This is a genomic window from Bacillus sp. AY18-3 (genome assembly GCF_008042305.1).
Classification (GTDB): Bacteria; Bacillota; Bacilli; order Bacillales; family Bacillaceae_G; genus Bacillus_A; species Bacillus_A wiedmannii.
In genome coordinates this window covers 1-25,129 of record NZ_QKQR01000022.1, presented here as the reverse complement: position 1 = coordinate 25,129, position 25,129 = coordinate 1, and the positions used below count along the sequence as shown (strand labels likewise).

Here is a 25,129-nt window from a genome sequence, read left to right as displayed (position 1 = left end):
GAAAGGATAACGTTTTTTTGTATTTGAGAGTATTAAAATCTCTTGAATTGATGGGCATGTAAGGTGCCCCTATAAGTGAGCAACAAATTATTCGAATGGAAAATAATATCCTACATAATTAAATGCATTTGTGAATCCTGTATTTTCTGCAACTGCAACGGAGGGCTTGTTCAATTCCATACAATCCCAATATGGAACTATGCCATTCTCCAAACAATCTATTACAAAACTATGAGCCATCTTTTGGGCTAATTTTCCTCCTCGATGATCTTCTATTGTTTCAATATCTATACAATGTATATTGTCAACGACAAAGCCTGAAAAACAAACACTTACAATTGTATTGTCGTAAACAATACAATAACCAATTCCCTCATTAAAAAAAATATCAGGTGAAGACCAAAACTCTAAAATTTTAGATTGTAAAAATTCAATGTTCTTAAATGAATTTTTTTTATTTTCATAGAGAGTTTTACTGATTTTCAGTACAGTATATCCTTGTTCAATTTTAGGTTCAAGTTTATATTTATAGTCCTCTTTTTTTAGCGTATATACTCTTTGATTCCAACTACTTAATTTACGATGTTCAAACATTCTTTCAATTGTCTCATTCCATTTCGGATGATTACCGATCCCTTCAAAACAATTTAGTCCGACTTTCTTTGCTTCAGGTACTATTACTTTATCAATAAAATTATTAATTTCATTATTAAATTTTTCATTTTCTGCATTTCCAATAAAAAAAAATCCATCATTATTACCTAACCAAATAAGTCCAGAATTAGGAGAAGAACTATTATCTACAAATATACGACCTGGATTAACTCCTTCAATTACAGCCTTCACTTCTAATTGCCCTTTTTCATTTACTAAACCTTTACACTTATAAAAACCACTCTTATTTAATTCAGAAATCATACGTTATACCGCCTTCCCTAAACATTTCTATTCTAACTTTATCACATTTTACATAATATTCCTTATTAAGTTTAGAAGTAGGTTAGCACAATAAATATTGTAAAGTCATACGTAATGACTGGTTAAAATAATTCCAAAATGTTGGTGGTACCCCATCGCCATTAAGGTAAGAAAAGCGAATACCCCAAAACGAAAAAATGACATCTCCAGGAGAAAATGTACATTTTCTTGTTTGGGGTGTTATAAAATTCTTAAGTTGATGGGCATGTGCATTTACCCCCACTATAGTAAAAACAAAACCAAAGGGAGCAACATAGTTGTGTTGCTCCCTTTGGTTTAAATAAAGGCACTATATTTTTAACTAGTTATGAATCCTATAAATACTTCCGCAAAATACGGAATCTTACTTAGAATTATAACACACCCTATTGCAAGTAAACCCTTTAACCCCTCCATAAAAAATTCAATTCCATCAATGTCTTTTCTAGTAGAAAGGAAAATTCCGTATACCCCGTTACATAACGTGAGCAATCCTAATATAAACATCGCAAGAGAACTCACCCCAAATGCTCTTGTATTATTTAATAAACAAATACAATAATATATACTCCATATAAAGAAGATTATTGTTGGAATATACATTAGAAAGCGCAAACCACCATACTCATTATCTTCTTGCTTGAATTCGCTCATCACTCATCCTCCTTCATTAAATTAAAACATTAGTAGAGAGCCAGTATCTTTTATTTAACTTCTACAAACTTGTTAATTACAACTGGATCATACATTTCCAAATCGTTAGCATTATCTAATATTTTATTTGTTTCAAAATAGACTTTATATGACTTACAATCAACTAATCTTCTATTTTCCGTTCAATAAACTTCCCAACTCTTGCCTTCCTACTAGACATCCTGATTATTCCCGTTTCCTCACTAAAAATTTCTATTTTATTCGCATCAATATTCATGCTGCATGACTCAAGTTTATGGTCTTTCATATATTTCACAACTTTATCTACATCTTTTCCTGTCATATTTCCATGATTTTCTGGAATTTTTTTCAGTATTACCAAAAGAACGATACCGACTACTACAAAACAAAAACATGGTACTATTAATGATTGCATTTGATTTAATTCCAATGTTTACCTCCAAAATAACTATATATAATTTTTATCTTTAAATATTATATTATCAAAAAATATAAATTTATATAATATTATCAACTTTTGAGTGGTTTTGTTCGTGTTTTAACACCAAAGTGTTCTTGGCCAAAAAATTATAATTCGTATTTTGATTATTCATCGCCATCATCTAATCATTATCCTTTACGATGAGATAACCGAAAGAAAAAATATATAACAACCACTATATAAAGAAAAATCGTAAAATCACCAATTGTAAGCAATGCTTCTTCAGATACAGAATCAACCATAATCCCCATAACCTCCACTTTAATCGTCAATATCTTTCACAAAATAATAGCCCTGGCTTGAAAGCTCCTTAATACATACCAAGTGTTTGATGAACCTTTTATTTAAATCATCAATAATTTCAAATCTATAATCCTTCAAGTCTTCAGAACCCCATAACCTCCACTTTTCTCCAGTAAATGAATCAGTAAATTCAGGATTAGTTTCCTCATCTAATATCTTTATAATTTCTTCACAAGCTTGAATCATTTTAATTGGAGAAATCAATTCTAATTCCCTTGAATTTGGCGGATCATATTCACAGTACATTGGTACATGAATGTTAAAGCTTGAAAAAATACCGATTAAATTTCCGCTTGTTAAATAAGTAAAACGTAATTTATCTCCATCTAAATACCTAATCATGTAATTAAAATTATTATCCTCGTGTTTTACTATTTCATATTGTCTAAAATATCGCCAAGCTACTCCCATAAACTAATTCCCCTCCATTTTTCAAACCCTATTACATTTATGCTTTTATAAGGCTAAACAACATAATTTGTATACATTTTATTAAAACAATTGCATTTGCTCATGATTTTCGTTTATTTCTAATGATATATTCGCTCTTTCCAAACTTTCATCCAGTTCTTTTCTAAAAATAGGTTCATCTAATAATATTTTTCTAGGGCTTATCCAACAATTATATGAGTTTTCTCCTATCGCTTTAAGATATAACCACCCTTCTACATGTGATTCTTGGGCATTGTTATTCAAGACCTCATATGTAATCCCATCAAATTCAAATTGCCTTCCTATGTAGAAAAATTCTCTAATCATATATTTGTTATACTTTTTATACCAATCATTCTCCACTGCCTTCTTCGGATCTTCTCTCGATGTATAAATCATATTATCAAAATGATATTGCGTACTCATTTCACCCACTCCTTTGATTTAAATACTATAGCCTAATTTCTTTACTATCAGACTATAGTACCGTTTGAAATTTTATGTATCTTATTTAGTCTAAATGACCTTGTTCTATCGCACAGTTATCACAAATCTCATTGTTATACGCACCTTCCATAAACCCAGCTCCACAATACTCACATGCATATAGTTCTTCGTATCCAACTTCATATTCTTCCATGTTACTTCCTCCTCTTCGTGTAAATGTGGACATTTACACATTTACACATTTACACATTTCTTATCTGTTAAATATTATTATACACACCTCGAATCAACATATCAACGATAAATTTACACATGTGTACATTTACACATTTACACATGTTCACAAAAATGAAGATAAATAAAAAAGACTTCAATTTAATATGAAGTCTTTTTTATTTAGTAATTATGTGAAATATAGGCAACAATATAACCCTATTAAATTAAGAACTTTGCTCTTTAACTTTATCGCCTTTCTTATTCGAGCCTAAATCAAGATCTGCTGATATATTTTGTATGAAGTCTCTATATAATTTCCTTCTTTGATCTGAAGTAAACTCCCCTTCTCTAATTATCGCCTTTAGAGTATTCATTTTAATAATTACGTCATTGTTTAGTTTTTCCTTTTTAAAAAGTATGTCTATTCTCACTAGAATAATGCCTAAACAAAAAGCTGATAATGTATTAAAATTTCGAATTGCATTCTTAACATTGCCTGTTGTTAATTCCGCTATAGCATCTTTTGCACCCATAAAAACAAACCCCAGCACAATACCATAAGCAGTCCTTTCGGGTTGTTTTAACAACATAATATCTATAGCTTTATATAAATATCCTGTTATTTTATCAAGATCAATGTTCATTTAATAAGTGCACCTTCTTCACATAATTTGAGAAATCTATAATAGTATTTGATATTACTTCTTCGTTGAAAATCTTATTCCCATTAATTTTATCATTGTTTTGAATAATAAATTCTATTAGTTCTCTTGCTTCATAATCATTTGTTCCAAACAAACCATTCTTTATTCGGTAATTGAGTAAAAATTGATAGCTGCAAGTTAATATTGCAAATATTAAAGGGATTAAATTTATATATGATGGAACGACAAAATAGAATGACATACCTAGTAACATGATACTTCCTAATCCTATAATAATATAAGTTTTATATATTTTTTTTAACTTACTCTCTAAAAATAATGCCGAAATTATAAGACTATTTTTATTTCCTTTCTCTTCCTTTTGCTTTTTACGAGACTTGGATGATTTACTAGATAGAATAGCCATTGTCACAGATAATATATGATTAGTAGCCATTTCATTAATCATTCTAATAACTTTTGGTTTTCTTTGCTTTACTTCCCTCTGATCTGCAATTTCTTTCATGGAGATTAGAAATTGCTCCTTACTTGTCATGTATCTAACAAATAACTTCTCATCTTTTATGTAGCTAAGAAATTCCGTCTCTTTTTTCCTTTTATTAGCTTTCACATAAATAAAGCTTGTTAAAATTGATGTAATCCCAAGTAATACCGATAATATAGCACCTGAAGATTCTATAAAATTTATAAATTCTGTAAAAAAACTCATTTATTCTCGTGCTCCTCCCTTTTTAAATAAATTACCATATTTTATTCAAATGAATTATACCATTCATTATGATTTTTAGTAATTATTAGCAAAGAGGGATATTATAAACAAATTATTTCACTTCAAAATTACTGTAGCAAAAAACACAAAAAAATTATATAAAACATGAGCTAACATTGGTACTTTCAAATCTTTTGTCTTTTCGTAACTCCATGCATACAAACAACCATTCACAAAGTAAGGGAAGAAAAACCAATCAAAATGAACTGCTGCAAAGATACCGTTAGCAATAATAATCACTGTTGTTCGGTTGATCCGATCCAATAATTTCTCTAATCCAAGTGGCAAAATCTTTCTAAATAAGAATTCTTCTATTACAGGAGCAACCAATACAGGTATCAATACATATAAGAGATTAATTTCTATCTTTTGATTTACATTCGCCACATTTCCAGTTCCAATTGATAGACTGGCTTTTATGTAAGAAAAAAGCATACTGGACAAAATTGCTAGTCCAGTTGCTATTAACACCCATTTACTTTTTTGTAAAACAGCTTTCATATTCACTTTTTCTTCTCCCCTTACCTACTTTGATTCCTGGTTATTTTTTTGCTGCAAATTCAAGATCCAGTCTCCCTGATGCTGTAAGTTTCAAGTGACCATCGAACTCTTTCCCTGATTTACCTTTCATCTTCTTAATTAGCCCTGTTTTCTTTCCTTCTAATAATTTCTTTGCATTTGCTTCTGAAATTTTCTTAGTTAAATATTCTCCTGGAATTGAGAATTTACACCCTTCTTTATAACCGCTGCACCCATAGAAAGTTTTACGATTTACAACGTCCTTCCCACATTTCGGGCATTTACCAACCGTATCTTTTGATTTCATTTCTTGAATTTTATTATCTATTTCCAGCCCAGCAATGGACTTTGTAGCCCCTTCAATAAGATCCTTTGCAAACTTACTAGTTTGACTAACAAACACATCCTTAGAACCTTGTTTTTTACCGATTTTACGCAAATACCCTTCCCACTTCGCTGTCATTTCAGGTTTTGCTAATAACGTCCCCTGAACAGATTGGCAAAGTATCTCTCCCTTCGGTGTAACATTTACCTTATTACGCTTCACTTCTATATAACCCTGATTTTTTAGCGTTTCTATAATACCGGCACGAGTTGCTTCAGTACCCAATCCTTCTACTTCTTTAAGAATATCTTTACTTTCCTCATCTTCTACTGAAGAACCACACGTTTTCATCATAGTAATCAATTGACCCTCTGTATATGGTTTAGGTGGCGTAGTCACACCTTCTTTTGATTTTACTAATCCCTGGACAAATTCACCTTGTTTTACGACAGGTAACATGGATGCTTTTTCTTGATCGTCCTCTTCCTCAATTTTATCCGTCACATATAACTCTTTCCATCCTAAGGACTTTTCCGCCTTTCCTTTTGTAGTGAATAACAGACCGTTCAAATCACTTGTTATAACTGTCTCTTCATACATATAAGGCGAATGGAACATGCTTAATACACTTTTTAAAACTTCTATATATAAATTTCTCTGTATATCCGTCAATTTAGCGATCGTTTCTTTTGAAGGTACATTTTTAGTTAATACAATTGCATAGTGTTCCTGGACTTTTTTATTATCGACATAACGCTTGTTTGCAGTTAATGAATGTGGTTGAAAATTCAAACCTACAATGGATTGATAACCGTTCAAATTATTCTTTAGATACTCAAATTCACCCTCTGTAATGTAATTACAGTCTGTACGAGGATATGTTACTAATTTTGCTTCATATAACTCCTGAATCCCTTTTAAAACGCCAGCTGGTGAATACTTATATTTTTTGTTGGCCAGAGCTTGTATAGAAGAAAGAGAGAATAATTTTGGTGCTTCTTGTTGTTTTGGTTTTACCTCTACAGACTTAATCATGCCTTGTTGATTGTTTTTTTCAGAAAGACTATGTTGCTGCAGCAAGCTCATTAAGTCTCCTTTAGTGGCAAATCGCTCTTTATAACGTCCCATGTATACACCGTTAGGAGAAGTAAATTGTGCTTCTAATTCAAAGAAAGGCATTGGCTTAAAGTTTTTAATCTCCTGTTGTCGCTTATTTATTAAGCATAATGCTGGCGTTTGGCATCGTCCCACACTGTAGACCCCTTGAACGCCTTTCTTACGTAAAAGGAGCGTATATAATCTACTAGCATTCATCCCAACAATCCAGTCACTAAGTTGACGAGCTTGCGCTTCTGCAAACATACTTTCAAAATCTTCTCCTGGTTTTAAGTTTTGGAAACCTTTTTTTATTTCATCTACTTCTAAGCTATTGATCCATAAGCGTTTAATCTTTTTATGTGTACATCCAGCTTCCTGGATTATCAACCTTGCAATCGCTTCCCCTTCTCTGTCGATATCTGTCGAAATTTGTATTATTTCCGCTTCCTTCATTAATTTCTTAACAATATTAAATTGCTTTTTCTTATCAGCTGACACTTTATATTCATAACGTGAAGGTAAAATCGGTAGTTGTGATAGATCCCACTTTTCCCACTCTTTTTTGTAATCTTGAGGAGATTTCAATTCTACTAAATGCCCATAAGCCCAAGTGATATTTCCTCCACTTGGTAATAAAGAACATGGTGGAACATAAAAATGACCATCTCTCTTTTCAACTTTCGGAAATGCTTCAGCATATGCTTTCGCTTGATTCGGTTTCTCTGCTAGGATTAATACGGACATGTTTTTACTTCCTCTCATAAATAAATTTTGTATAAAAAAAGGAGTAGCATGAATTATGCTACTCCTGAAAACATCGTGAACATGTATAAATGTTTATATGTGTACATTTATACATGTTCACATTTTACGTAAAGATAACATATAGTTATGCTGCTCTTACTATTGTTATTGATTCTTTGCTTTGTATTACTACTCTATCTTCAATCACCTTCAGTTAAAATATCAATTGCTCTCCAATAACTCTTTACAACAGCTATCGCTTCCTCTTCTGAAGAGCAAATTATAATTGATCCTAAGTATCGTTTGCCATTGTATACACATATTTCATCTTCTGAATACCGACTAATTTCTTTATCTTCTAATTCTCGATGAATTAAAAAACGATCATCATATTCTTTTTCAATTAAATAGTTAGTTGAATTTGAAAGATTATTTTCTACACGATTTGGATATTTCATTTCCTTTATTTCTCTTGCAAAAAAGTAGTCATCTGTATTTACGATTAAACTTTTCTCATGTTTTGAGTACCAGGAAAAAACTTTAATCAGATCTTCCATATCCGTAATATGCAAAGGGTAGTGACCACTGCAATATTTCTCCCCTTCAGAATCCTCACTACTTAAGAATAAGCACCAAACTGGTTGTTCCTCGCTGGTCCTTGCAATATATCCATAAGACTCTTTATCAGAGTCATACAAACTATCTTCAATAATAAATTCCTCTAGTGTACAGTGTTCCAAATTCAGAGCATTCTTTTCTAATGGTTTTGGATTTAATACAAATTCATTTTTAAATAAATAGTCCCTGTCTTTGTATAAATAGCCTTCTGTATCTACAAATATTTTTCTATCTTGCTTAGAAAACAAAGAAAATACTTGTAATAAATCTTCTAGATTTATATTATTCAAAGGACAGTGCTCACCATAATATTTTTCCCCTTTAGCACCATCACGTTTTAAAAGGAAACACCAAACTGGAACTTCCTCACTATATCTTGCAATATATCCATACGTCTCTAATTTAGATACTCCCAAAGCCATAGAAAAATATTCCTCAATTGTTTCTACTTCATTATTTTGATTATCATTTTCTTCAATTTCATGAACCCAATACGCACAGCTTTGTAAGGACTTATCAGAAGCAAAGAAGTGACCATATTTTTCAATAATCTCTTCAAATTCTTCTTTATTAATAAAGTATCCTTCAGAAAATCCTACTCCAACATCTTTTGTATAACCAACAATTTCATAATTGTCACCTAGAACTTCGTGTGGATAATAACTAAATTCCTTTGTTTCAGAGTCATAAGCAATTCTTAATAATCCTGGTAAGGTAAAATCTTCACCATCAACATTCGTTATATATAAACCATTTGAAGAATCCCCTTCAAAAACCTTTCCAAAACGAATTAACATTGAAACACTTGAAATAATTTCTCCTGTTTTTTCTAAAACAAAATTCTCTTTAGTTGTTAATACCTTATCGTATTCTAATTGATATTTCATTTTCTTCTTCCTCTCATTATTAAAATTTCAAATTAAAAAAGGAGCAGCATTGATTATGCTACTCCTAATAACATCGCGAGCATGTGTAAATGTGTATTTGTGTATTTGTGTATTTGTGTATTTGTGTATTTGTGTATTTGTGTATTTGTGTATTTGTGTATTTGTGTATTTGTGTATTTGTGTACATTTACACATCGCACTTAAAAGGACAACATAGCGCTATGTTGTCCTTTTTATCTCTCACGCCCCATTTGCCGCATGTACGCTAATCTTCTTTGTCTCTCCTGATCCTTCTGCACATTCTCTACTTTGGAATCATTTCTATCTTTTTCTTTCTCGTTTTCTACTTTAAATTCTTTTTTTATCCCTAATTCTTCATGGTAATTTTGAAGAGTACTAAATTTAAATAATGCATCCCTTGATATACGACCAGACTTTTCTGCTTTTTTATATCCTTCCAGGTACTTATCAAGTTTTTTTTGTATCTCATCTATATTTTCATTAATTTTTTTCTTTTGTGTCTCAGGAATTTTAATTGTTTTTTCATCCAGGATTTTTAAATAAGATTCTTCTTTAATAATTAAAGTCTTAGTTAAATCTAAACACGCTTCAGGTCTTGTACTAGAAGGGATTGGAAATGTCCCTCTTGCAGCTACCCGACCGTTATTGGGTGTTTTTGAGCGGAAGGGAATACATGCATTTTGATCATCAATCTTCACAATAACCCCAACATATAATCTTCTTTCTTCTTTATTGATAAGAAATTCTTTCAAATCCTCATGATCTGTAAAATAAGTATCTCTTATTTGGACATAATCCCCTGTTTTCATTATTCTCGCCCCTTAAACGCAAAAAAGACACTTACTAATTTGTAAGTGTCTTCGCATACATCATTATCGGTTTTTTATTTAGCCGAGCGTACCCCGAAAAACTGCTCCTATCAAGTATCGGTTTTTTTATTTAGCCGAGCGTACTCCGAAAAACTGCTCCTATCTTTCTTACTTAAATTATACATAATACATGAAAACAATTCAATATTTTAAGCTCGTTTTTTATAAACTTCCCACAATTTGTGATTTTATCTTTCTCTACTCACCTGTTGTAAATAAGCAGCCTTTCTTCCTTGTTCTTGCTGTTTAAAAACACGTTTACATTCATCATTCCAATCCCATTTTTTCTCTCCCTCAGGAGCTTTAGGATATTCAGGTTTTATTACTACAACACTACCATCATTTTTCTCATAACGTAAATGTATTAATCTGTCCACAAAGGCTCTACCTGCATTATCATTGTCTACACATAGTGATACACTATCAGGTTCATCACCAAGTCGCTCACGAGATTTCAAATAGTAATTAAATACTACTTGTGGTTTTAATCCTTCCATACTCACTAAATGTGTATCTTTAAGGTCACGTTTATGTAGTGATGCATAACTCAATAAATCAATTGATGATTCAAAAAACTTTAAATTTCGAGGTTCACCATTTAGTACATTAAAGCCGTAGTTCGCTGTAGAGTTTTTTTGGATATTTTTCCACGCTCCACGTTTATATTTATCTGATTTAACCACGCCTTGCTCTGATCCACCCATCACTGCTCCAGTTTCACGGTCTTTCCATAAGAACAATACATTATTGTACTTATCTTGCTTAATCAAGCCTTTATTATGCAAAGCATCTACTACTTGAGGATCAATCTTCCTATCATTCACCAAGTACTCTTTTGCTCGGTCAAAATGAGATACTTCTTTTTTAGAAAATTGTTCATAGTCATAAGGTTCACTTACGTATTTAACCTCTGAAGCCTTTTCATAATCTTTTTCCCCTTCAAGTAACCGCTGCATAGCTCCAGGGAAAGATGCTCCTTCGACCTCCTGAACAAAATTGATAATATTGCCATTAACACCTCTACTGTTCCAGTAGAATTGATTTTTCTTTCTATCAATGATTAGACTGTCATGATCTACAAGACGATAATAACGCTCACTGTCGCTCTTTACAGGAATATCATTTTGCATACAATAATCAACAATATCAAGTGCTGCGGCTTTTTCAATATCTTCTTTTGTATATTTTTTTGTGTTTTTCGTTTGATTTTCCAAAGCGATTCCTCCAATAAAAAAAGACCTTGTATCATTCACAAGGTCTTTCCCGAATTTTTTGTTATGTTTGCTAAATCATTTTAGTAATTGCTGTCTAAAACTAAACATCACCTCCTTTTTCAGTTCTAAAGAATAAATTTCACCACTCAATCAAATAATGATTTAAAAGCTCCTAAGATTTCTGAATTCCCAGGTTGGAAGCTTGTTATTCCATACGAATAAAGCTCATATACAACCACAATTGTGCTAATCATTAAAATTAGCTTCTCAGCTATACCGTTGTAGCTGTAATAAAAGACATTAAAACCGCTTTGAAAATTTTTATTTGATAATGGCAGCAACCACTTAATACCTTTTTTAGAGAAACTATCTTCCACCAAATGTAGGAAATAACCAGCAAATATGCACATACCGTTCGTAAATGATAGAGGTGTCATTCCTACTGCAAATAAAATAGGAATCAACACAAGCACTAATCCAAATAGCGAATGTGTGATTCCTCTATGACCAAATACCGTATTCATAAGATCTGATACTCCACGAGTTCTTCGGCCGATCCAAGAATGTTGTTCATCTATATCAGGCAATAAAGCCCCAAAACTAACCGCTATAACATTTCCGACCGTGAGGTTGCCCGTTGAAGCTAAAACAGGCAGAGCGACCGCTAGGCTCGTTGTAAGGTGAGTTTTATACTTCATTTGTACTTGCACCCCTTTTATTATTTAATAATCTCGACCACTCATTTGTCGCATCATATGTTGTCTTTTTGCTTGTTCCTTGTCCGAAGAAACATGTGCATGTTCTTCATGATGAACTGTATCTTTTCCAATATACCGTTTCCCAGCACTAGGGTTACTTTTTGCTTCTTTTACCTGCATAGCGCCATATCCTTTCTTAACTGATCCAACCGTTTTAGTGGACTCCATTCGATAAACTTCTGTTTCATCTTCATAATCATTCGAAATCCCATCTAATGGATTAAAATGAATATCTCCATCTTGATATGTCTTCTCTTCAATATATTGAATCGGTGCAATTCGTTTCTCTTCAACATCTTCATTTATAGGATAAAGCCCGTTATATTCGACATCACCTTGCATTGTTTCTTTATGTGCTTCACTAATAGAGTGATTTATCTGATTCACCGCTTCAAATACAGAATGATTAAAATTAAAATCAATATCACTATCTGATATGTACTCAGAAATACACTCCACTTTCATATTCTGCTGCTTGTCTGTTGAAACTTTTACAATAGGTGTCTCATAAAATTCTGTTTTAATAAGATCTGCCTGATAATATGGTTCAAGGTACTTGTCAATATCATCTATATTTTTCTGCTCTTTTTCTGTCCCATATCTATTAACAACAGCATATAATTCACCAAGATTTAAACGCATATTAGGATGAATTTCTTCTATAACTCGATTATCTTCAGATAATTGAATTTCATATCCCTCCCAATGTCTTTCTAGATCTATTCCTACTTTTTCATAAATCTCCTGGTTTGTTTTCTGCTGTATATCGGTTACTACTTCAAAGTTATCCATTATTTTCTCTTCTCCTTATCAATTAATATTTCAATAAAAAAGAACACCGGTTAAAGTGTCCTTTTTATCTTTCCATCTGCTGCATGTAAACCATACGTGCCATTCTTCTAGCTTCTTGTTTATTAGCAGCTGCTGTACCTTCATCTTGTTCTGTTTCTTTAGAAGAAAAATGGTCAACCTTATCCTGTTGAATCTCACCAATTACAGTAGGATTTACTGCTCTTAGTTTTTCAGGATTAGATTGACCTTTTGTTTGTTCATATTCATTTATTTCTTGATGCAATGCTTGTTTTACTTCATCCGATAAATATCTTTTTTCATTTAATATTTGCTCATATGGAGACTTATATCCTCCATCACCTAAATCTAATCGATCCATCGTAATGACTTCCATTCGATTAAAAACCTTGTCCATTTCTTTTGGAAGAATTAAATGATAGCGAGTTTGCTCATAAGGAACATATTCACCTTTCTCTTTTGCCTTTTCAGACTCAATATCTATTTCTGCAATTCGTTTACTCATCATTGCATTTGCTTCACCAAAAGGAATTGCTTTATTTGTTTCTAAATCAGCTTCAGACCACTGGATAACAACCATAGGTTTATCAATTTCTTTATGATCTAGTGCAATACAATTTACTTTATTGTTATTATTGAACTCTTCAATGTACTTTCTATCGTTTAAAGTGTTAGCATTTTCCACATCATTATAAGACTTGTCTCTACCTGCTCTTTCACGTAATTCACGCACAGTTACAATTTCTTCTTCAGTACTTGTTAAAGCGCCATAGCGCACTAAATACACATCTTTTATTTCTCCTTTGCTCTTTTCCATATTCTTTTCCATCTCCCTTTGCAATTCAGAAATTTTCTTGTCAATTGTGTTAATGAAGCTACTTGCTGTCTCATGAACACGCATAATAGATTTATCTTTCTCTTCTATATCCTGTCCATTTTTTGTCCATTGGGCGATATAAGTATTGCTGATTCGCTTGTATCCATTCCATAATGCTTACACACAATATAGGATGTTAATTCTGCTTCAAATTCTTTGGTTGGTGTATGTTCTAAAGGATCTATCTTGTTTCCATGTAACTTCGCATGAGTTAATTCATGTATAGCGACAGATAATTCATTCGTCTCAGTATTTCTTGGATTCATCACAATTTGAGAATAAGATGAATCCAAAACTTGAACATATGCACCATGAACATTTCCTAATTCTTTCACCAATGCACCTTGTCCCATTGTTTTAATTTTAATGTTTTCTTTTTCAGCTAATGCCTGGATACCGATCTTTAATAGTTCTTTATTTTCGTCATTAATTTCAAAGTTAAACTGACGATTCGGGAATATTTTCGGCAGATCTTCAGGTTTGGCATTCGTTTGCGAAATATCAAACGCTGTAGCTTTCAAGTAATAATTTGTTTGTTTTTCTACTTTTAATTCTCCATTCTTTACTTGCTTCTTTTGTTCTTCCGTTAATTTCCCTAAAGGGATTGCTAATTTTGTTTTAGGATCTCTCACATATTCTTTTACATAAGGATGAAAAACTTTCATTGCTGTTTCACCCTTATTCACATGAAATCCAGCATCTTTAAAAACTTTAAAATTCGCACATGCATAAGCACTCTCAAATTGTGATCTAATTAACTGCATGTTTTTAGGAGAATAATTACTAAACTTCGCCATAAAGTTTGCTAACTCTAACATATCCTCAGGGGATCTGTAATACTTAGTTATATCAGTAAGAACCTTATCCATAATTTCTTTTGTTTCTTCTTTTATTTGCTCTTTTGTCTTAGGTGTATATTTCTTTTTTGTGTAAGCCATTAACAAATTACCCCTCGTTCCTCATCATATTCAACAAATGGTACACTTCCATGTCCAACTGCTTCATTTAAGGATTGGACATATGCTGCCACTTCTTCTTTAGAAACATTTACGATTACTTGTTTATTAAATAAATACTTTTTTAGATGAATCTCATTCTTCACTTGATCCACATGGTTAATCATATATAGACTTTGCTGGCACATTTTCTACACTACCTTTCTAATATTAAAGCGCTAATTTAAAATATATTTTTTCATAAGTTTGTTTACCTTTTTTCCAAGATAAATTCCAATCTTCTAATGACCCCGAGTAAACTTCCTTAAATTTCATAATTGGATTCTCCATAAATCCTTCAATTGCAATTCCAAAACCTTTGTTATATGTTGATTCATTCTCATGTTTTTTCCACAATTCAAATTCTGTAATTTTGTATTTCTTAGCAAAATCAATAACCGTTTCCAGTATCCAATCCTCACTTATTTCTTCAGTTATTACTTTTTCAAAATCAACTTCGAAACAATCACCATAATCATCTTCTCTTGTCAGAAAATGAATTTCACCCTTTTGTATATATTCTTCTATTAATCTTCTATTCTCCTCATTCCGACTGAATCTCACGCTTGAAACTATCGAATAATAAATTTTTTCACTCATTCAAAACACTCCTTTGATACATCTATTTTTAAAATCTAATAATCCATTTCTTGTTGTCTTGCAATACGTTGTTGTACAATTTCATATTCCCTTTCTGCACGCCATTTCGTTAAATCATCATTCAATGCTGCTTCAATGTTTCGAACATCTTTCTTACGTATTAACGGTGGTTTGTACTTAGAGTATTTGCTATACCCTCCCCTTTTTTCTGATCGCCCCCTTTCATATTTCTTTTTTATCTGTTCATTTTTTCGTTGGAATTTATACAATGGATTCTCTTCATAAGGTTTCTTTTTCTTCAATTCTTTTAGTAAGGAATTACCCATACGTTTATACATATCTTTCATTTGATTCTTATCATAATCTTTATCTTCCCGACCTGATTCCCCATATAATTCTTTTTGAAAATCAGATTCTTTCTCCACCGCTTCTTTATATTCTTTTAAAACAGGATTATCTTTCATTAACAACTCTGTTAGCTCGTCAATTTTATCTCTAGTCGTTTTCGGCATTTTCTTACTGCCATACGTCCAATCTTTTTTATTACTTGGTAATCCATCGTATATCTCCTGCAATAAAACTAACTTTCTATCTTGTTTCTTTTCTTTTGATTGTTGGAACTGTTCTTTAACTTCTTGCACTAAATCATTTCTTAAATTTGAAATCCGACTCAATTCACTCGTCCGATCTACTAAGGAATTTGCAAAAGTGGTTTTCATATGATCCAATGTTCTTTGCTTTCGTTTACCTTTCGGTTCATAATACGTTTTTCCGTTCACTTCTTTCTTTACAACTTTTCTTCTATTTTCTTTTTCCACAGTCCCAAAATGAATGTGAATATGATCAGTATTCCTATGTATGGATGCAAACCAAAACCCATTACTTTCTTCAATTTGTTCGTCTTTAAATAACTGCTGCATCATTTTATGACTAGCAATTCGGATGCGATTTTCATCTAAAGTATCCGTTTGAGGATCATAAAGTTTATTCTTCACTAAAAAATCTGTATCAAAAGAGATAACATCTTGATAGTAAACTGAACCGCTATTTTGGGATTTCTCCATCAACTTTTTAATATCTATTAAATCATTTTTTGTAATTATATTTTTATCTTTTGAAAAAACACCAGGTAATATTTCCTCTCCTTCAGTTTCAATCTCCTGGTCATCTTTATTTTTTTCTGGAGATAGATCTTCAATATGTTTGTTCAGTAGATTCAATTCCTCTTCTTCAGTTTTCGTCATTTTCTTTTTACTTTCTAGCGCATACCTTCTCCCCATATAACTAACATATTTCACAAAATCCGATTCCGTATTGAATTTTTCAGGTGAAGTCAAAATTGCTTTCGCTTCACCTTCTTTTTTAGAAATATCTTTTTTCCCTTTACTAGAAGATGTACTATCGATCTCCATTTCAAAAGAATCTAAAGCAAATTCAAGAAGATTTAACTCTTGTAATTCTGTACTTGTTAAAGTGTGTCCATCCTGCAAAAGCGCTTTTTTTCTTGTGCAATAATCAATGTATGTTGTAAAACTTTTTTGTTTTGGAATCGTATATTGAGACGTTAAAATAATACCTGGTGACTTCCCCATAATTTATCTCTCCTTCAGATTATTTCAATTCATCAAGTCTATGTTCAGGTATTTGTTCCCACTTTATCTCTTCATTTAATTGACTTCCGAACTTCCAAATCTTTTTATGCGGCTTATCATTTATCATTAATATTTCTTCATCATCTTTAATCATTGGTAAGTTTCTCACTGTTTTATATGATGATTTAATTTCATTTTGCACTTCCATTTGTTGCTGCACCGTTTCTTCTTTCTCTTCTTCCATAGATACACGCTTTGAAGTTCGAGAGAACTTCCCTTCCGATTTTTTTGTAACAGCAGATCCAATTTTCTTTTTAACTTCTCGCTGCATTTCTTCTATACTAAAATCACTTCCTGATCGTGAAATAAGTTCCATATTCAATTTAATTAGCACATCCATTTGTTGCTTCATGGCATTAACTGATTGCGTTAAATTTTTCACCTCTTTTTTCAAAAGCGATAGATCATCCTCACCCTTTTTTTCACGCATCTCTTCATCCAATAGTACTACTGCATGTCGTAATACATCCGCCTCTCTTGAATACTCAGGGTACTGTTTTTGAAAATCTTGTACGATATTAACATGAATCTTATTCCCCCTAAATTGAAATAACTTTTCATATGCCACTTAAAACACCGCCATTCTTATCCTTCATGTAACTTCATCATCGAAGCAACAAGCTCATTTGTTACATCGATATATTCTTGTAATTTATCACTCTGTCTATCCAATGTTACAGAAACATTTGTTACTGCTTCATCAAATTTATCTTCTTTATTCCTTCTATATTCCCGATCAAAGTGCTCTTCGAATATCATATTGATATATTCCCAACGATAGTAACGTCTCCCTAATTTCTTACCAATTTCTTTACATCTTTTATCAATTTCAGCTATATGATTTGGATTGGTATTACGAACATGAATATCCATATACTCACCACTTTCAATAAATAAAAGAACTTAATTCACTTTAGAATTAAGTTCTTTTATTAGACTAATTAATACACATACCTAAACGCTAAAGGTAAACAAGTTACCTCAAACTATTATTTAAATAGTACAGTAAGATCACACTTCCAATGACAAGAAACTAAATAAAAGAAAGAGCATAAGGAAACCCCATCCCACTTTGAGGTCAAAGTGGTGAAATAGGCTGTGCCTATTGGGTTTCTAAAGCTCTTTAACTGGTACGTCTTTTTTTGAATTGTATGCGTTTCGTATGCGTTTTTCGGTGTTTTTATGTGCTTTGTATGTGCTTGTATGCGTTTTGTATGTGTCTAAAACTCGCTTTTTTAGACCGTTTTTTTCTTTTCATTCAACAATTGAATTTTCTTTTCTTTCATTTTTATTTCTTCTTTTAACTCATTGATTTCTTTTTCATTTCTATTAATTGTTGATATATTTGAGTTTATTATGTTTTTTGTTTTTGTTTTTTCAGCTTCAGTTTGGAAGTTCATTTCTTTTGTTAGCTTGTCATTCTTAATCTTTAATTGTTCAATAGCAAAATTCTTATTCTCAATTTTCTGCTTCATATCTTTAATCTCTTTATTAAGCCCTTTTTGTGAGAAAGTAAGATAATCTTTTTCATAGAAGTCTTTTGATTCTACTTTTAAATCTTTATTAATTATCTTATTTCCCTCTAAGACATACGTTTTTATGCTTCTATCTTTTAAATCATTTGGATCTGTTTGTAATTCAGGGTGTATGTATTCTGGCTTAACGATAGATGAAAGTGCACCAAACCCTTCCGGTACATTCTCACTAATTACAACAATGTAGTTATCGCTTGCACGATATACTTTCGTTTTCACGTTATTATCCTTTTGATTAATGTATTTAGTTTCTACTTTATATTTCATATTACTTAAAAGTTGAGGATCGTTATCAGACCTTAATTCATAATCAATGCGAAGTGTTTTATTAGCTGGATTATACTCTTTTCTTGCAACTGATATTTTCACTAATGTTGTGATACTTTTATACTCACCTGGTTTCATTTCCTCAAATTTATATGTTGCACCGCTAAATACTGGCGAAATACAAAGTACAAAAAACATTGTCACAAAGCTTCCCAGGGTTAATAAATATGCTTTTCTTTTTGCATTAGCTGGCTTTCGCACATCTTTATTCTCCCAAAATTTTAAACGCATATTTCTTTTCCTCCCTTTCTAAAAACCTGAACTTGCACCTTAACTATTGGATGGATATTTTTCAATTTGTAATTTGTGTACTTCTTTTTTCCTCCATGATTAAGTTGACATTCACGTACAATCAACCACTCAAATTTATTACCTGGGTTGTAATCAAACCAATCTATTATAATTTCTTGATAATCATTTTTGCGTTTCCAAAGTTTAATAACTATATATTTTCCTTCTTTCGAATAATCATGACTTGGTTTTAATTCACTCAAAAGCATGACATATAACCCCTTTCTGTTAGAATGTGAAAATTGTTTTCCAACGGAAAAATTCCTTATTCAGCGTTTATTTTTCTTAATTTTTCTTGCAAATCATGTATTACTTGGTTCACTTGTATCATTGCATCTTTTAATTCTCTCGGAACTTTATCGACATCTTCTAGCACCGTATTTGCCCAACTTATTTGAGCACTAGCTTCTCCCATGTAAGTAAGTGCTTGAAAAATATAATCTTTTTCTTTTCCTATTAACTTGAAATTTTCCCGTAACGGTTGCATTTCTAATACACGTTCTTTCATTTTGATATCTCCCCCTCTAAAATAAAATCCCCCGCTTGATACATTCTTTCATGCGGGGGATTTTTCACTTTTAAGTTATCGACTTAATCTATACGGACTATAATCTACTACTTTAATTTCATTTCCCTTCTTCTCTAATGTCACTCTCAATAAACTTTTAATCTTTGTATGTTTATTTTCCAATCCTTCAATTGTGTAATCAACATCTATTAAGACGTTACACTTATTAGAAATATCATCCGCTGAATCCACAAACATTGCCATTTGATTAACAGTAGATTTAAAATTTGGATCTCCAATATCTTCTGTTTCAGGCGCTACCATATCCACTACTTTTTTATCTGTCATTTTTAATAGATTGTTTCTTCTTTCCCCTTTATTTTTCACTGAATAGTTTAAATAAGCTTGAATAAATTGATTAGATACTTCTTTATACTGTTTTTGTAAATCCACTACAGGATTCGTATTTTCTTTATTTGAATCAGCATTATTCGCCATAGCTTTTGAATTTAAGTGATCCATTTTCGCTTTCAATTCACCTATAACCTTATCCTTTTTGGCAATATCAACTTGATGTTTTTTATCTTTCTTATCAAACTCTTTTATGGTGCTATAAATAAGAATCCCATTAAAAACTAATGATATACTTAGTAATCCTGTTAAAATTTTTGTTGGCATATTCATATATTCCGCACTCCATTTCTATTTTTATCTTGCAACTCTTCTAATTCCTGCATAGTATTTTTGCCATCCTGGTGAGGTAAATTGGTGATAACCAATCCCTGCATTTTCAGAATCATACATTGTATTTGCATCAACGTATATCCCTACATGACTTACATGATCTGGCCCACCATATGTACCTTTAAAGAAAACCAAATCGCCAGGTTGTGCATCTTTCGGATCAACTGGAACAGTAGCAGCGTATTGTTCTGCTGCTGAACCATTTAGATTAACCCCTGCTGCCCTAAATGCCCACGAAGTTAATCCACTACAATCAAATCCTTGTGCGGGAGTTTTACCGCCCCAAACATAAGGGTTTCCGTTATATTTCAAAGCTTCATTCATTATTGCCTTAAAAGTTTCTGATCCATTAACTGGTGCAGTTCCATTATCAAAACTCAAATACTGTTTAACCATTTCTGCATAAAAAAAGTTACCGCCATTTATATAGCGATAACCACCATTGTAAGCAACTGCTACAGCTTGACTATATCCAATTCTTGTTCCATTTTTATTACCACCAGCAGGTGCAACAACCGTTAAGGAATAGTTATCAGCAGTTTCTAAAGAGTGTGTTTTATTATTTGCTGCTAACCAATGTACATAATTACGACCAAAGTTATACGTTTGTACAATGGCTAATAAATCATTAATCCCTAGCATTTTTGCATCATCGAAAGCTCCCTTCAAGTGCATTACACCATAATAAATAGAATCTTTCGGATTAGAAATTGTGTTCATTTTCCAACCTTGTGACTCACTTGACTGCATAATATCAGGCAGTTTTTCTGAAATACCATTACTTTCTACCATAATGATCGCTAACACATAAGGAACTAACTCAGGTACACCTTGAGCTGCACATTCTTTTTCAACCATGTCCTTCCAACGCATTACTTCCGGTGGTAAATTATTTACTGATGCAGTTCCACTAATAAGGCTACCACTTCCTGATTTACTCTTTGAATCTCCACCACCAATTACTGCTATTAATACAACTAAGGAAAGAATACACGCCCCAATAACTAGGATTCCTGAAGACCCTAATAAGCTATATAACTTTTTCAATCTCTTAATTTTTTTATATTTATCTACTACTGTTCCTTGTGTATTTTGTGTAGTTTGCATATTACTGACCACCTTTAAAGCGTTCTAATTGCTTCTCATCGGGATCAAACATAACGTTATATGTTTCAGTAGAGCTAACTTGTACAATTGCTTCTCCTCGTTTTAATTCTGGTAAAATACGAAACTCTGACTCAGTTAAACTCTCACCCAAAACACTTTTTAATGTTTCTAGTACTGAGTTATCCATGTTTAAAAACATCTTGTACTGAGTTAATTCAAAAATTGCTTTCATATCTGATACGTCTACATTACTACCTGGTGGCGGTAACATTTCTTGTGGTGATTGAGTCGCAAAGAAGATACCAGCAAAGAATTTACGCATCTCTCTCTCAAACTCCAAAATATATCTGTTCGCAAATTTATTCTCAGAATTTATAACATTATGGCACTCATCCAACAACACCATAAAGTAAGTAAGATCCTCAAATGGATATTTCTTCTCTTCTCGTAAGTATTTCATCCTGCGTCCATTTTTTAATGCATGACTCCAAATAAGCGTTAATGCAGTGAACAATTGACAGTTGAAAATTGGTTTATCTATTTTTGAAATTCCATCTATATCAAAGAAAACAATTTTTTCATCTTCAAAATTTCTTAATGTTGTATGCCCATTAAAAATATCGCCATATACGATAACCATATCACGTACCTGTACTCTTAAAGTTTCTAGATCTCGAAGTCGTTGTGCTGTTGAACCTTTTTCAAGTTCTACCTCGTTCAAATACTTAAGAAACTCTTCCATGATTGGATATTCTTTAGGTGGTAGACCTGTAATTTTAAACGGTTTATTCTCCCCTCTTTTCGGGATTAGCCCATACTGAATATAAAATTCTAAGAGATAATTACGGAATTCTTTTACAACCGTTTCCGAAATATCTACACTTAAAAACCGAAGCATGTTTGTTAATTTAGATAAATGCTGCAAGAATGATCCTTTTTCATCAACTTCCCCTGATGTCTCATTGATAATTGTTGCAAATACTTCAAGAGGATTAATCATTCCAGTTTCAACAATGCCATTACTTTTCGCACCACTTAAATCAATAATTTTACCACCTTGTTGTTGTACGATTGTGTAATAATCTTTTGCTTTATCAAAGCCCCTAATAAAAGAATCTTTTGCTAATAAACCTTCTAAAAGTTGTTTTAAGAAAGTAGACTTACCAGCACCCATCTTACCAAATACGAATCCACTAAATGATGTTCTTGTGCTTGTTGAGTAAAATGGATCTAAAATAAATGCTCCACCAGTACTTGTCTGTCCCAAATAAATCCCTCTTGGATCTTTTAAATCTTGATGATGAAACGGTACTCCATGCCCAATATTTCTAGATGGTAGCGGAATACCTGCTTTTGTTCCCAAGTATTCAATTTGCTGATCGTAACTTGCAAATAATGATTGCCACTCTTCTTTTTGTTTAAATACATACACCTGCGCTTTATAATTTTGTCCTGCAATCTCTTTTTTCAAGTCACCAATTCGTTTTTCCAGTTGTTCTAAAACTGGATCGTAAATAAAAATTCTTAATGTTACAAGTTTTACAATCTCCCCTTGTTGAGTAATTGAATTTGCAAATAGCTTTAAATTTTGTAATTCCCAGTTTGCATCATCACGATCCGTTGCACGACGTTCCGTTTCTGAACGATCTCTCAATTCAGAAATAGAACGGTTAATATCTTTAATTACTTCTTCCTTATTCGCAGTTGCTAAATCAAAGCTTGAGAGTGTATCTTTATTATTCATAAGGGTTGTTAACCATAATGGAGGAATATCTTCGGCCAAAGAATAAACATGTAAACATGCAACATAGCAATCTCCCTGCGCTATATATCTCTCATTAAACTTTATTCCACCTTGTGGCTGCACTCTCTGTATGAACTCTAAATCATAACCCTTTTTAAGATATTTTTGATGTTCTTTTTTTCCTAGTTTCACCATTACTATCACTCCTTTTACATTTCCGAATTCATGTTTTGCATTTTAAAGATTAATTTTTCAACTTCTTTTGCTTTCATGTTCTGTAAATCAAATTGTCGACCACCATAGCGCTTCATATCTTTTACGTTCTTTATAAGCTCTTTTTCATTTCCCCCATAAACAACTATAAAAAACGCTAGTTCCTTTAAGTTTTTTTCAACCCAAAGCGCCCGATTTAAATTTTCAACCGCTAATGAATATCTCTGATAACACACACGCGCCTCTTCTTTTGACACCCCCTCTCGATTCATCTTCCCTTGAAATCGTACCGCCATACGCTTCCAATAAACTTGCTGCTCTGTTGTTTCTGTAGAGTATGTTAGGGACAAGACTTTAAACGGCTCATGATAAACTTTACATAGATTAGTTAATTGATTCATAAAACGTCTCAAATCATCATCATTCATAGAATACAAGTCTGTTGTCCTTACCTTCAGATACACTTGTAAATTATCTCTACAATCTATTAAAATACCGGAGTCTTTTTCAATTCTTTTATAGGGCGACACATCAAGTATTGGTGCATCTGTATTTTTAAATGATGCAAAAATTGTTGAGATAAAGCCTTTTTTATCATTATTTTCTGTAGAATCAACCCGATTCTTTTGCTTCATTTTTTTCGGTTCAACTGCTGCAACCTTCATATTCATCTTTCCTTTCAAGAAATATAAAAAGAGAGTACTAATTAGGCACTCTCTTACATCCTTTATTTATTTTCCGTTTCACTGCTTATCCTCTTAACTTCAATCGGATGATAACTTTTATTATCTTGTTTCAACATATCTATGATAACCATCATGTTTCGATTTGTAGGACTATTAGTAGGTTTAATACATAAAAACAGTCCAAAAGTTCCAAATAACACAAAAAACATAATTCTTGCAAAAACGCCAACCGGAATAATTTTAGGCATGTAACTTGCTAAAAGCAGCATTAAACCAATTATTCCAGCATCAATAAGATAGAAGAATGCTATTTTAATTTCTTGCTTTGTATTTTTAGGATTACGTAACATTTGCATATGTGATCACCTCTTTTTAAGACAAGTAATTCTTGTTTCTCACCGTTTAAATTCATTTATCATTCCCCTTCCTAAAAGTTCTACCTAAAAAGTCCTTATCGATATACTCCGCACTCATTACCGTAACCCACTTAGGTTCTTTCTTCTTTTTCCGCTTTAGTAATCTAAAAATCTGTTTAAAAAAAGTTGCGATCATGCTTATCACAATCGCAACTCCTAACATGCAGATAGCAAACAACCAATTACTCATATTGTTATCCCTGCCGATTTCTATTTATTTTTGAACATTCTTTTGATAACTTATTATTCGAATAGAGATTAAAAGAAAAATATACTAAAAGGAACAAAATGAAAATGTAATGATATAGCTGCCCCCATTCAAACCTTATTTGAAAGACCAATAAAATTACTGCCGCTACAAATCCAGCTAAAGTCATTAAAATACTACATTGTAATTCTCGTTGTTTCATTTCAAAATAAACTCTTCTTCTGTCGGCAATATCAATTACTTTCAACCTAATCCCTCCTAATATTAGTTTCTTCGTAATTGATCTGTTCGATTTCGCTTAATACCTCTTTGTCTTAAACCAGATGCTCTTACTTCTTTTTCTTGGACATGCACCTCTCGTTGCACTGTTGTCCCACTTACATTTACATTTCCACTACTTACTGATCCATGACTCTTC

30 protein-coding genes and 1 pseudogene are annotated in these 25,129 nt (G+C 32.0%); all 31 read right to left on the bottom strand.

Going from position 1 to position 25,129, the window contains the following annotated elements; genetic code table 11:
• Nucleotides 1-87 precede the first annotated feature (87 nt).
• Nucleotides 88-918 carry a GNAT family N-acetyltransferase gene (locus DM800_RS19585; RefSeq protein ID WP_147787399.1) on the bottom strand — a complete coding sequence of 277 codons (831 nt, stop codon included), beginning with the start codon at nt 916-918 and terminating at the stop codon, nt 88-90.
• A 357-nt stretch (nt 919-1,275) separates the two neighbouring features.
• On the bottom strand, nt 1,276-1,611 hold the full coding sequence (locus DM800_RS19580; RefSeq protein ID WP_147787398.1) for a hypothetical protein: 336 nt from the start codon (nt 1,609-1,611) through the stop codon (nt 1,276-1,278).
• Between the two features lie 163 nt (nt 1,612-1,774).
• The gene (locus tag DM800_RS19575) at nt 1,775-2,062 is read right to left on the bottom strand and encodes a hypothetical protein (RefSeq protein ID WP_147787397.1); all 288 of its coding nucleotides are present in this window, start codon (nt 2,060-2,062) and stop codon (nt 1,775-1,777) included.
• Nucleotides 2,063-2,374: 312 nt separating this feature from the next.
• Nucleotides 2,375-2,827, bottom strand: coding sequence for a vacuolar protein-sorting protein 36 (locus DM800_RS19570; RefSeq protein WP_147787396.1), 453 nt, complete (start codon nt 2,825-2,827; stop codon nt 2,375-2,377).
• Nucleotides 2,828-2,908: 81 nt separating this feature from the next.
• Complete coding sequence (locus DM800_RS19565; RefSeq protein ID WP_147787395.1) at nt 2,909-3,274, bottom strand: hypothetical protein; 366 nt, start codon at nt 3,272-3,274, stop codon at nt 2,909-2,911.
• Nucleotides 3,275-3,359: 85 nt separating this feature from the next.
• Nucleotides 3,360-3,488, bottom strand: a complete 129-nt coding sequence (locus DM800_RS29680) for a hypothetical protein (RefSeq protein WP_000393366.1) — start codon at nt 3,486-3,488, stop codon at nt 3,360-3,362.
• A gap of 247 nt (nt 3,489-3,735) precedes the next feature.
• On the bottom strand, nt 3,736-4,155 hold the full coding sequence (locus DM800_RS19560; protein WP_147787394.1) for a hypothetical protein: 420 nt from the start codon (nt 4,153-4,155) through the stop codon (nt 3,736-3,738).
• A complete protein-coding gene (locus DM800_RS19555; RefSeq protein ID WP_147787393.1) occupies nt 4,145-4,885 on the bottom strand; it encodes a hypothetical protein in 741 nt (246 codons plus the stop codon). The genes DM800_RS19560 and DM800_RS19555 overlap by 11 nt, the downstream gene beginning before the upstream one ends.
• A 117-nt stretch (nt 4,886-5,002) precedes the next feature.
• Nucleotides 5,003-5,452 carry a CPBP family intramembrane glutamic endopeptidase gene (locus DM800_RS19550; RefSeq protein WP_147787392.1) on the bottom strand — a complete coding sequence of 150 codons (450 nt, stop codon included), beginning with the start codon at nt 5,450-5,452 and terminating at the stop codon, nt 5,003-5,005.
• A 34-nt stretch (nt 5,453-5,486) separates the two neighbouring features.
• On the bottom strand, nt 5,487-7,631 hold the full coding sequence (locus tag DM800_RS19545) for a type IA DNA topoisomerase (RefSeq protein ID WP_147787391.1): 2,145 nt from the start codon (nt 7,629-7,631) through the stop codon (nt 5,487-5,489).
• A gap of 200 nt (nt 7,632-7,831) precedes the next feature.
• A complete protein-coding gene (locus tag DM800_RS19540) occupies nt 7,832-9,136 on the bottom strand; it encodes a hypothetical protein (RefSeq protein WP_147787390.1) in 1,305 nt (434 codons plus the stop codon).
• Nucleotides 9,137-9,369: 233 nt separating this feature from the next.
• Nucleotides 9,370-9,966 (bottom strand): type III toxin-antitoxin system ToxN/AbiQ family toxin, encoded by a 597-nt coding sequence (locus tag DM800_RS19535; protein ID WP_147787389.1) that lies wholly within the window; start codon nt 9,964-9,966, stop codon nt 9,370-9,372.
• 248 nt (nt 9,967-10,214) lie between these two features.
• Nucleotides 10,215-11,240: a DUF3991 and TOPRIM domain-containing protein gene (locus DM800_RS19530; RefSeq protein ID WP_147787388.1), complete on the bottom strand. Its 1,026-nt coding sequence runs from the start codon at nt 11,238-11,240 to the stop codon at nt 10,215-10,217.
• A gap of 146 nt (nt 11,241-11,386) precedes the next feature.
• Nucleotides 11,387-11,938 (bottom strand): metal-dependent hydrolase, encoded by a 552-nt coding sequence (locus DM800_RS19525; RefSeq protein ID WP_061401420.1) that lies wholly within the window; start codon nt 11,936-11,938, stop codon nt 11,387-11,389.
• A gap of 24 nt (nt 11,939-11,962) precedes the next feature.
• Nucleotides 11,963-12,790, bottom strand: a complete 828-nt coding sequence (locus tag DM800_RS19520) for a hypothetical protein (RefSeq protein ID WP_147787387.1) — start codon at nt 12,788-12,790, stop codon at nt 11,963-11,965.
• Nucleotides 12,791-12,854: 64 nt separating this feature from the next.
• Nucleotides 12,855-14,623 (bottom strand): annotated as a pseudogene (locus DM800_RS19515) (LPD25 domain-containing protein).
• Nucleotides 14,623-14,829 (bottom strand): DUF5511 family protein, encoded by a 207-nt coding sequence (locus DM800_RS19510; RefSeq protein ID WP_147787386.1) that lies wholly within the window; start codon nt 14,827-14,829, stop codon nt 14,623-14,625. Before DM800_RS19510 ends, DM800_RS19515 begins: the two are co-directional and overlap by 1 nt.
• 22 nt (nt 14,830-14,851) lie before the next feature.
• Nucleotides 14,852-15,280, bottom strand: coding sequence for a DUF5514 family protein (locus DM800_RS19505; protein ID WP_147787385.1), 429 nt, complete (start codon nt 15,278-15,280; stop codon nt 14,852-14,854).
• A 35-nt stretch (nt 15,281-15,315) separates the two neighbouring features.
• Nucleotides 15,316-16,872, bottom strand: coding sequence for a MobP2 family relaxase (gene mobP2 / locus DM800_RS19500; RefSeq protein ID WP_147787384.1), 1,557 nt, complete (start codon nt 16,870-16,872; stop codon nt 15,316-15,318).
• A 19-nt stretch (nt 16,873-16,891) separates the two neighbouring features.
• Nucleotides 16,892-17,500, bottom strand: coding sequence for a hypothetical protein (locus tag DM800_RS19495; RefSeq protein WP_147787383.1), 609 nt, complete (start codon nt 17,498-17,500; stop codon nt 16,892-16,894).
• A 17-nt stretch (nt 17,501-17,517) separates the two neighbouring features.
• Nucleotides 17,518-17,805: a hypothetical protein gene (locus tag DM800_RS19490; RefSeq protein ID WP_147787382.1), complete on the bottom strand. Its 288-nt coding sequence runs from the start codon at nt 17,803-17,805 to the stop codon at nt 17,518-17,520.
• Between the two features lie 362 nt (nt 17,806-18,167).
• A complete protein-coding gene (locus DM800_RS19485; protein ID WP_001237286.1) occupies nt 18,168-19,025 on the bottom strand; it encodes a hypothetical protein in 858 nt (285 codons plus the stop codon).
• Entirely contained in the window at nt 19,016-19,294 is a 279-nt protein-coding gene (locus DM800_RS19480; RefSeq protein ID WP_000926961.1) for a DUF5513 family protein, read from the bottom strand. The genes DM800_RS19485 and DM800_RS19480 overlap by 10 nt, the downstream gene beginning before the upstream one ends.
• A 56-nt stretch (nt 19,295-19,350) precedes the next feature.
• Nucleotides 19,351-19,593 (bottom strand): hypothetical protein, encoded by a 243-nt coding sequence (locus tag DM800_RS19475; protein ID WP_147787381.1) that lies wholly within the window; start codon nt 19,591-19,593, stop codon nt 19,351-19,353.
• Between the two features lie 75 nt (nt 19,594-19,668).
• Nucleotides 19,669-20,277, bottom strand: coding sequence for a hypothetical protein (locus DM800_RS19470; protein ID WP_147787380.1), 609 nt, complete (start codon nt 20,275-20,277; stop codon nt 19,669-19,671).
• 24 nt (nt 20,278-20,301) lie between these two features.
• A complete protein-coding gene (locus tag DM800_RS19465; protein ID WP_147787379.1) occupies nt 20,302-21,444 on the bottom strand; it encodes a bifunctional lytic transglycosylase/C40 family peptidase in 1,143 nt (380 codons plus the stop codon).
• 1 nt (nt 21,445) lies between these two features.
• Nucleotides 21,446-23,383, bottom strand: coding sequence for a VirB4 family type IV secretion system protein (locus DM800_RS19460; protein WP_147787378.1), 1,938 nt, complete (start codon nt 23,381-23,383; stop codon nt 21,446-21,448).
• A gap of 14 nt (nt 23,384-23,397) precedes the next feature.
• Entirely contained in the window at nt 23,398-24,066 is a 669-nt protein-coding gene (locus DM800_RS19455; protein ID WP_147787377.1) for a hypothetical protein, read from the bottom strand.
• Nucleotides 24,067-24,128: 62 nt separating this feature from the next.
• Nucleotides 24,129-24,443 carry a DUF5592 family protein gene (locus DM800_RS19450; RefSeq protein WP_147787376.1) on the bottom strand — a complete coding sequence of 105 codons (315 nt, stop codon included), beginning with the start codon at nt 24,441-24,443 and terminating at the stop codon, nt 24,129-24,131.
• Between the two features lie 52 nt (nt 24,444-24,495).
• The gene (locus DM800_RS29675) at nt 24,496-24,693 is read right to left on the bottom strand and encodes a hypothetical protein (RefSeq protein WP_147787375.1); all 198 of its coding nucleotides are present in this window, start codon (nt 24,691-24,693) and stop codon (nt 24,496-24,498) included.
• A 4-nt stretch (nt 24,694-24,697) separates the two neighbouring features.
• Nucleotides 24,698-24,958 (bottom strand): hypothetical protein, encoded by a 261-nt coding sequence (locus DM800_RS19440; RefSeq protein ID WP_147787374.1) that lies wholly within the window; start codon nt 24,956-24,958, stop codon nt 24,698-24,700.
• Nucleotides 24,959-25,129: the final 171 nt, after the last annotated feature.

Excerpts from the sequence above, each read along its gene's own strand:
- DM800_RS19585 (WP_147787399.1), bottom strand. The coding sequence starts at position 918 with ATGATTTCTGAATTAAATAAGAGTGGTTTTTATAAGTGTAAAGGTTTA.
- DM800_RS19580 (WP_147787398.1), bottom strand. The coding sequence starts at position 1,611 with ATGAGCGAATTCAAGCAAGAAGATAATGAGTATGGTGGTTTGCGCTTT.
- DM800_RS19570 (WP_147787396.1), bottom strand. The coding sequence starts at position 2,827 with ATGGGAGTAGCTTGGCGATATTTTAGACAATATGAAATAGTAAAACAC.
- DM800_RS19565 (WP_147787395.1), bottom strand. The coding sequence starts at position 3,274 with ATGAGTACGCAATATCATTTTGATAATATGATTTATACATCGAGAGAA.
- DM800_RS29680 (WP_000393366.1), bottom strand. The coding sequence starts at position 3,488 with ATGGAAGAATATGAAGTTGGATACGAAGAACTATATGCATGTGAGTAT.
- DM800_RS19560 (WP_147787394.1), bottom strand. The coding sequence starts at position 4,155 with ATGAACATTGATCTTGATAAAATAACAGGATATTTATATAAAGCTATA.
- DM800_RS19555 (WP_147787393.1), bottom strand. The coding sequence starts at position 4,885 with ATGAGTTTTTTTACAGAATTTATAAATTTTATAGAATCTTCAGGTGCT.
- DM800_RS19545 (WP_147787391.1), bottom strand. The coding sequence starts at position 7,631 with ATGTCCGTATTAATCCTAGCAGAGAAACCGAATCAAGCGAAAGCATAT.
- DM800_RS19540 (WP_147787390.1), bottom strand. The coding sequence starts at position 9,136 with ATGAAATATCAATTAGAATACGATAAGGTATTAACAACTAAAGAGAAT.
- DM800_RS19535 (WP_147787389.1), bottom strand. The coding sequence starts at position 9,966 with ATGAAAACAGGGGATTATGTCCAAATAAGAGATACTTATTTTACAGAT.
- DM800_RS19525 (WP_061401420.1), bottom strand. The coding sequence starts at position 11,938 with ATGAAGTATAAAACTCACCTTACAACGAGCCTAGCGGTCGCTCTGCCT.
- DM800_RS19520 (WP_147787387.1), bottom strand. The coding sequence starts at position 12,790 with ATGGATAACTTTGAAGTAGTAACCGATATACAGCAGAAAACAAACCAG.
- DM800_RS19510 (WP_147787386.1), bottom strand. The coding sequence starts at position 14,829 with ATGTGCCAGCAAAGTCTATATATGATTAACCATGTGGATCAAGTGAAG.
- DM800_RS19505 (WP_147787385.1), bottom strand. The coding sequence starts at position 15,280 with ATGAGTGAAAAAATTTATTATTCGATAGTTTCAAGCGTGAGATTCAGT.
- mobP2 (WP_147787384.1), bottom strand. The coding sequence starts at position 16,872 with ATGGGGAAGTCACCAGGTATTATTTTAACGTCTCAATATACGATTCCA.
- DM800_RS19490 (WP_147787382.1), bottom strand. The coding sequence starts at position 17,805 with ATGGATATTCATGTTCGTAATACCAATCCAAATCATATAGCTGAAATT.
- DM800_RS19485 (WP_001237286.1), bottom strand. The coding sequence starts at position 19,025 with ATGCGTTTAAAATTTTGGGAGAATAAAGATGTGCGAAAGCCAGCTAAT.
- DM800_RS19480 (WP_000926961.1), bottom strand. The coding sequence starts at position 19,294 with ATGCTTTTGAGTGAATTAAAACCAAGTCATGATTATTCGAAAGAAGGA.
- DM800_RS19475 (WP_147787381.1), bottom strand. The coding sequence starts at position 19,593 with ATGAAAGAACGTGTATTAGAAATGCAACCGTTACGGGAAAATTTCAAG.
- DM800_RS19470 (WP_147787380.1), bottom strand. The coding sequence starts at position 20,277 with ATGAATATGCCAACAAAAATTTTAACAGGATTACTAAGTATATCATTA.
- DM800_RS19465 (WP_147787379.1), bottom strand. The coding sequence starts at position 21,444 with ATGCAAACTACACAAAATACACAAGGAACAGTAGTAGATAAATATAAA.
- DM800_RS19460 (WP_147787378.1), bottom strand. The coding sequence starts at position 23,383 with ATGGTGAAACTAGGAAAAAAAGAACATCAAAAATATCTTAAAAAGGGT.
- DM800_RS19455 (WP_147787377.1), bottom strand. The coding sequence starts at position 24,066 with ATGAAGGTTGCAGCAGTTGAACCGAAAAAAATGAAGCAAAAGAATCGG.
- DM800_RS19450 (WP_147787376.1), bottom strand. The coding sequence starts at position 24,443 with ATGCAAATGTTACGTAATCCTAAAAATACAAAGCAAGAAATTAAAATA.
- DM800_RS29675 (WP_147787375.1), bottom strand. The coding sequence starts at position 24,693 with ATGAGTAATTGGTTGTTTGCTATCTGCATGTTAGGAGTTGCGATTGTG.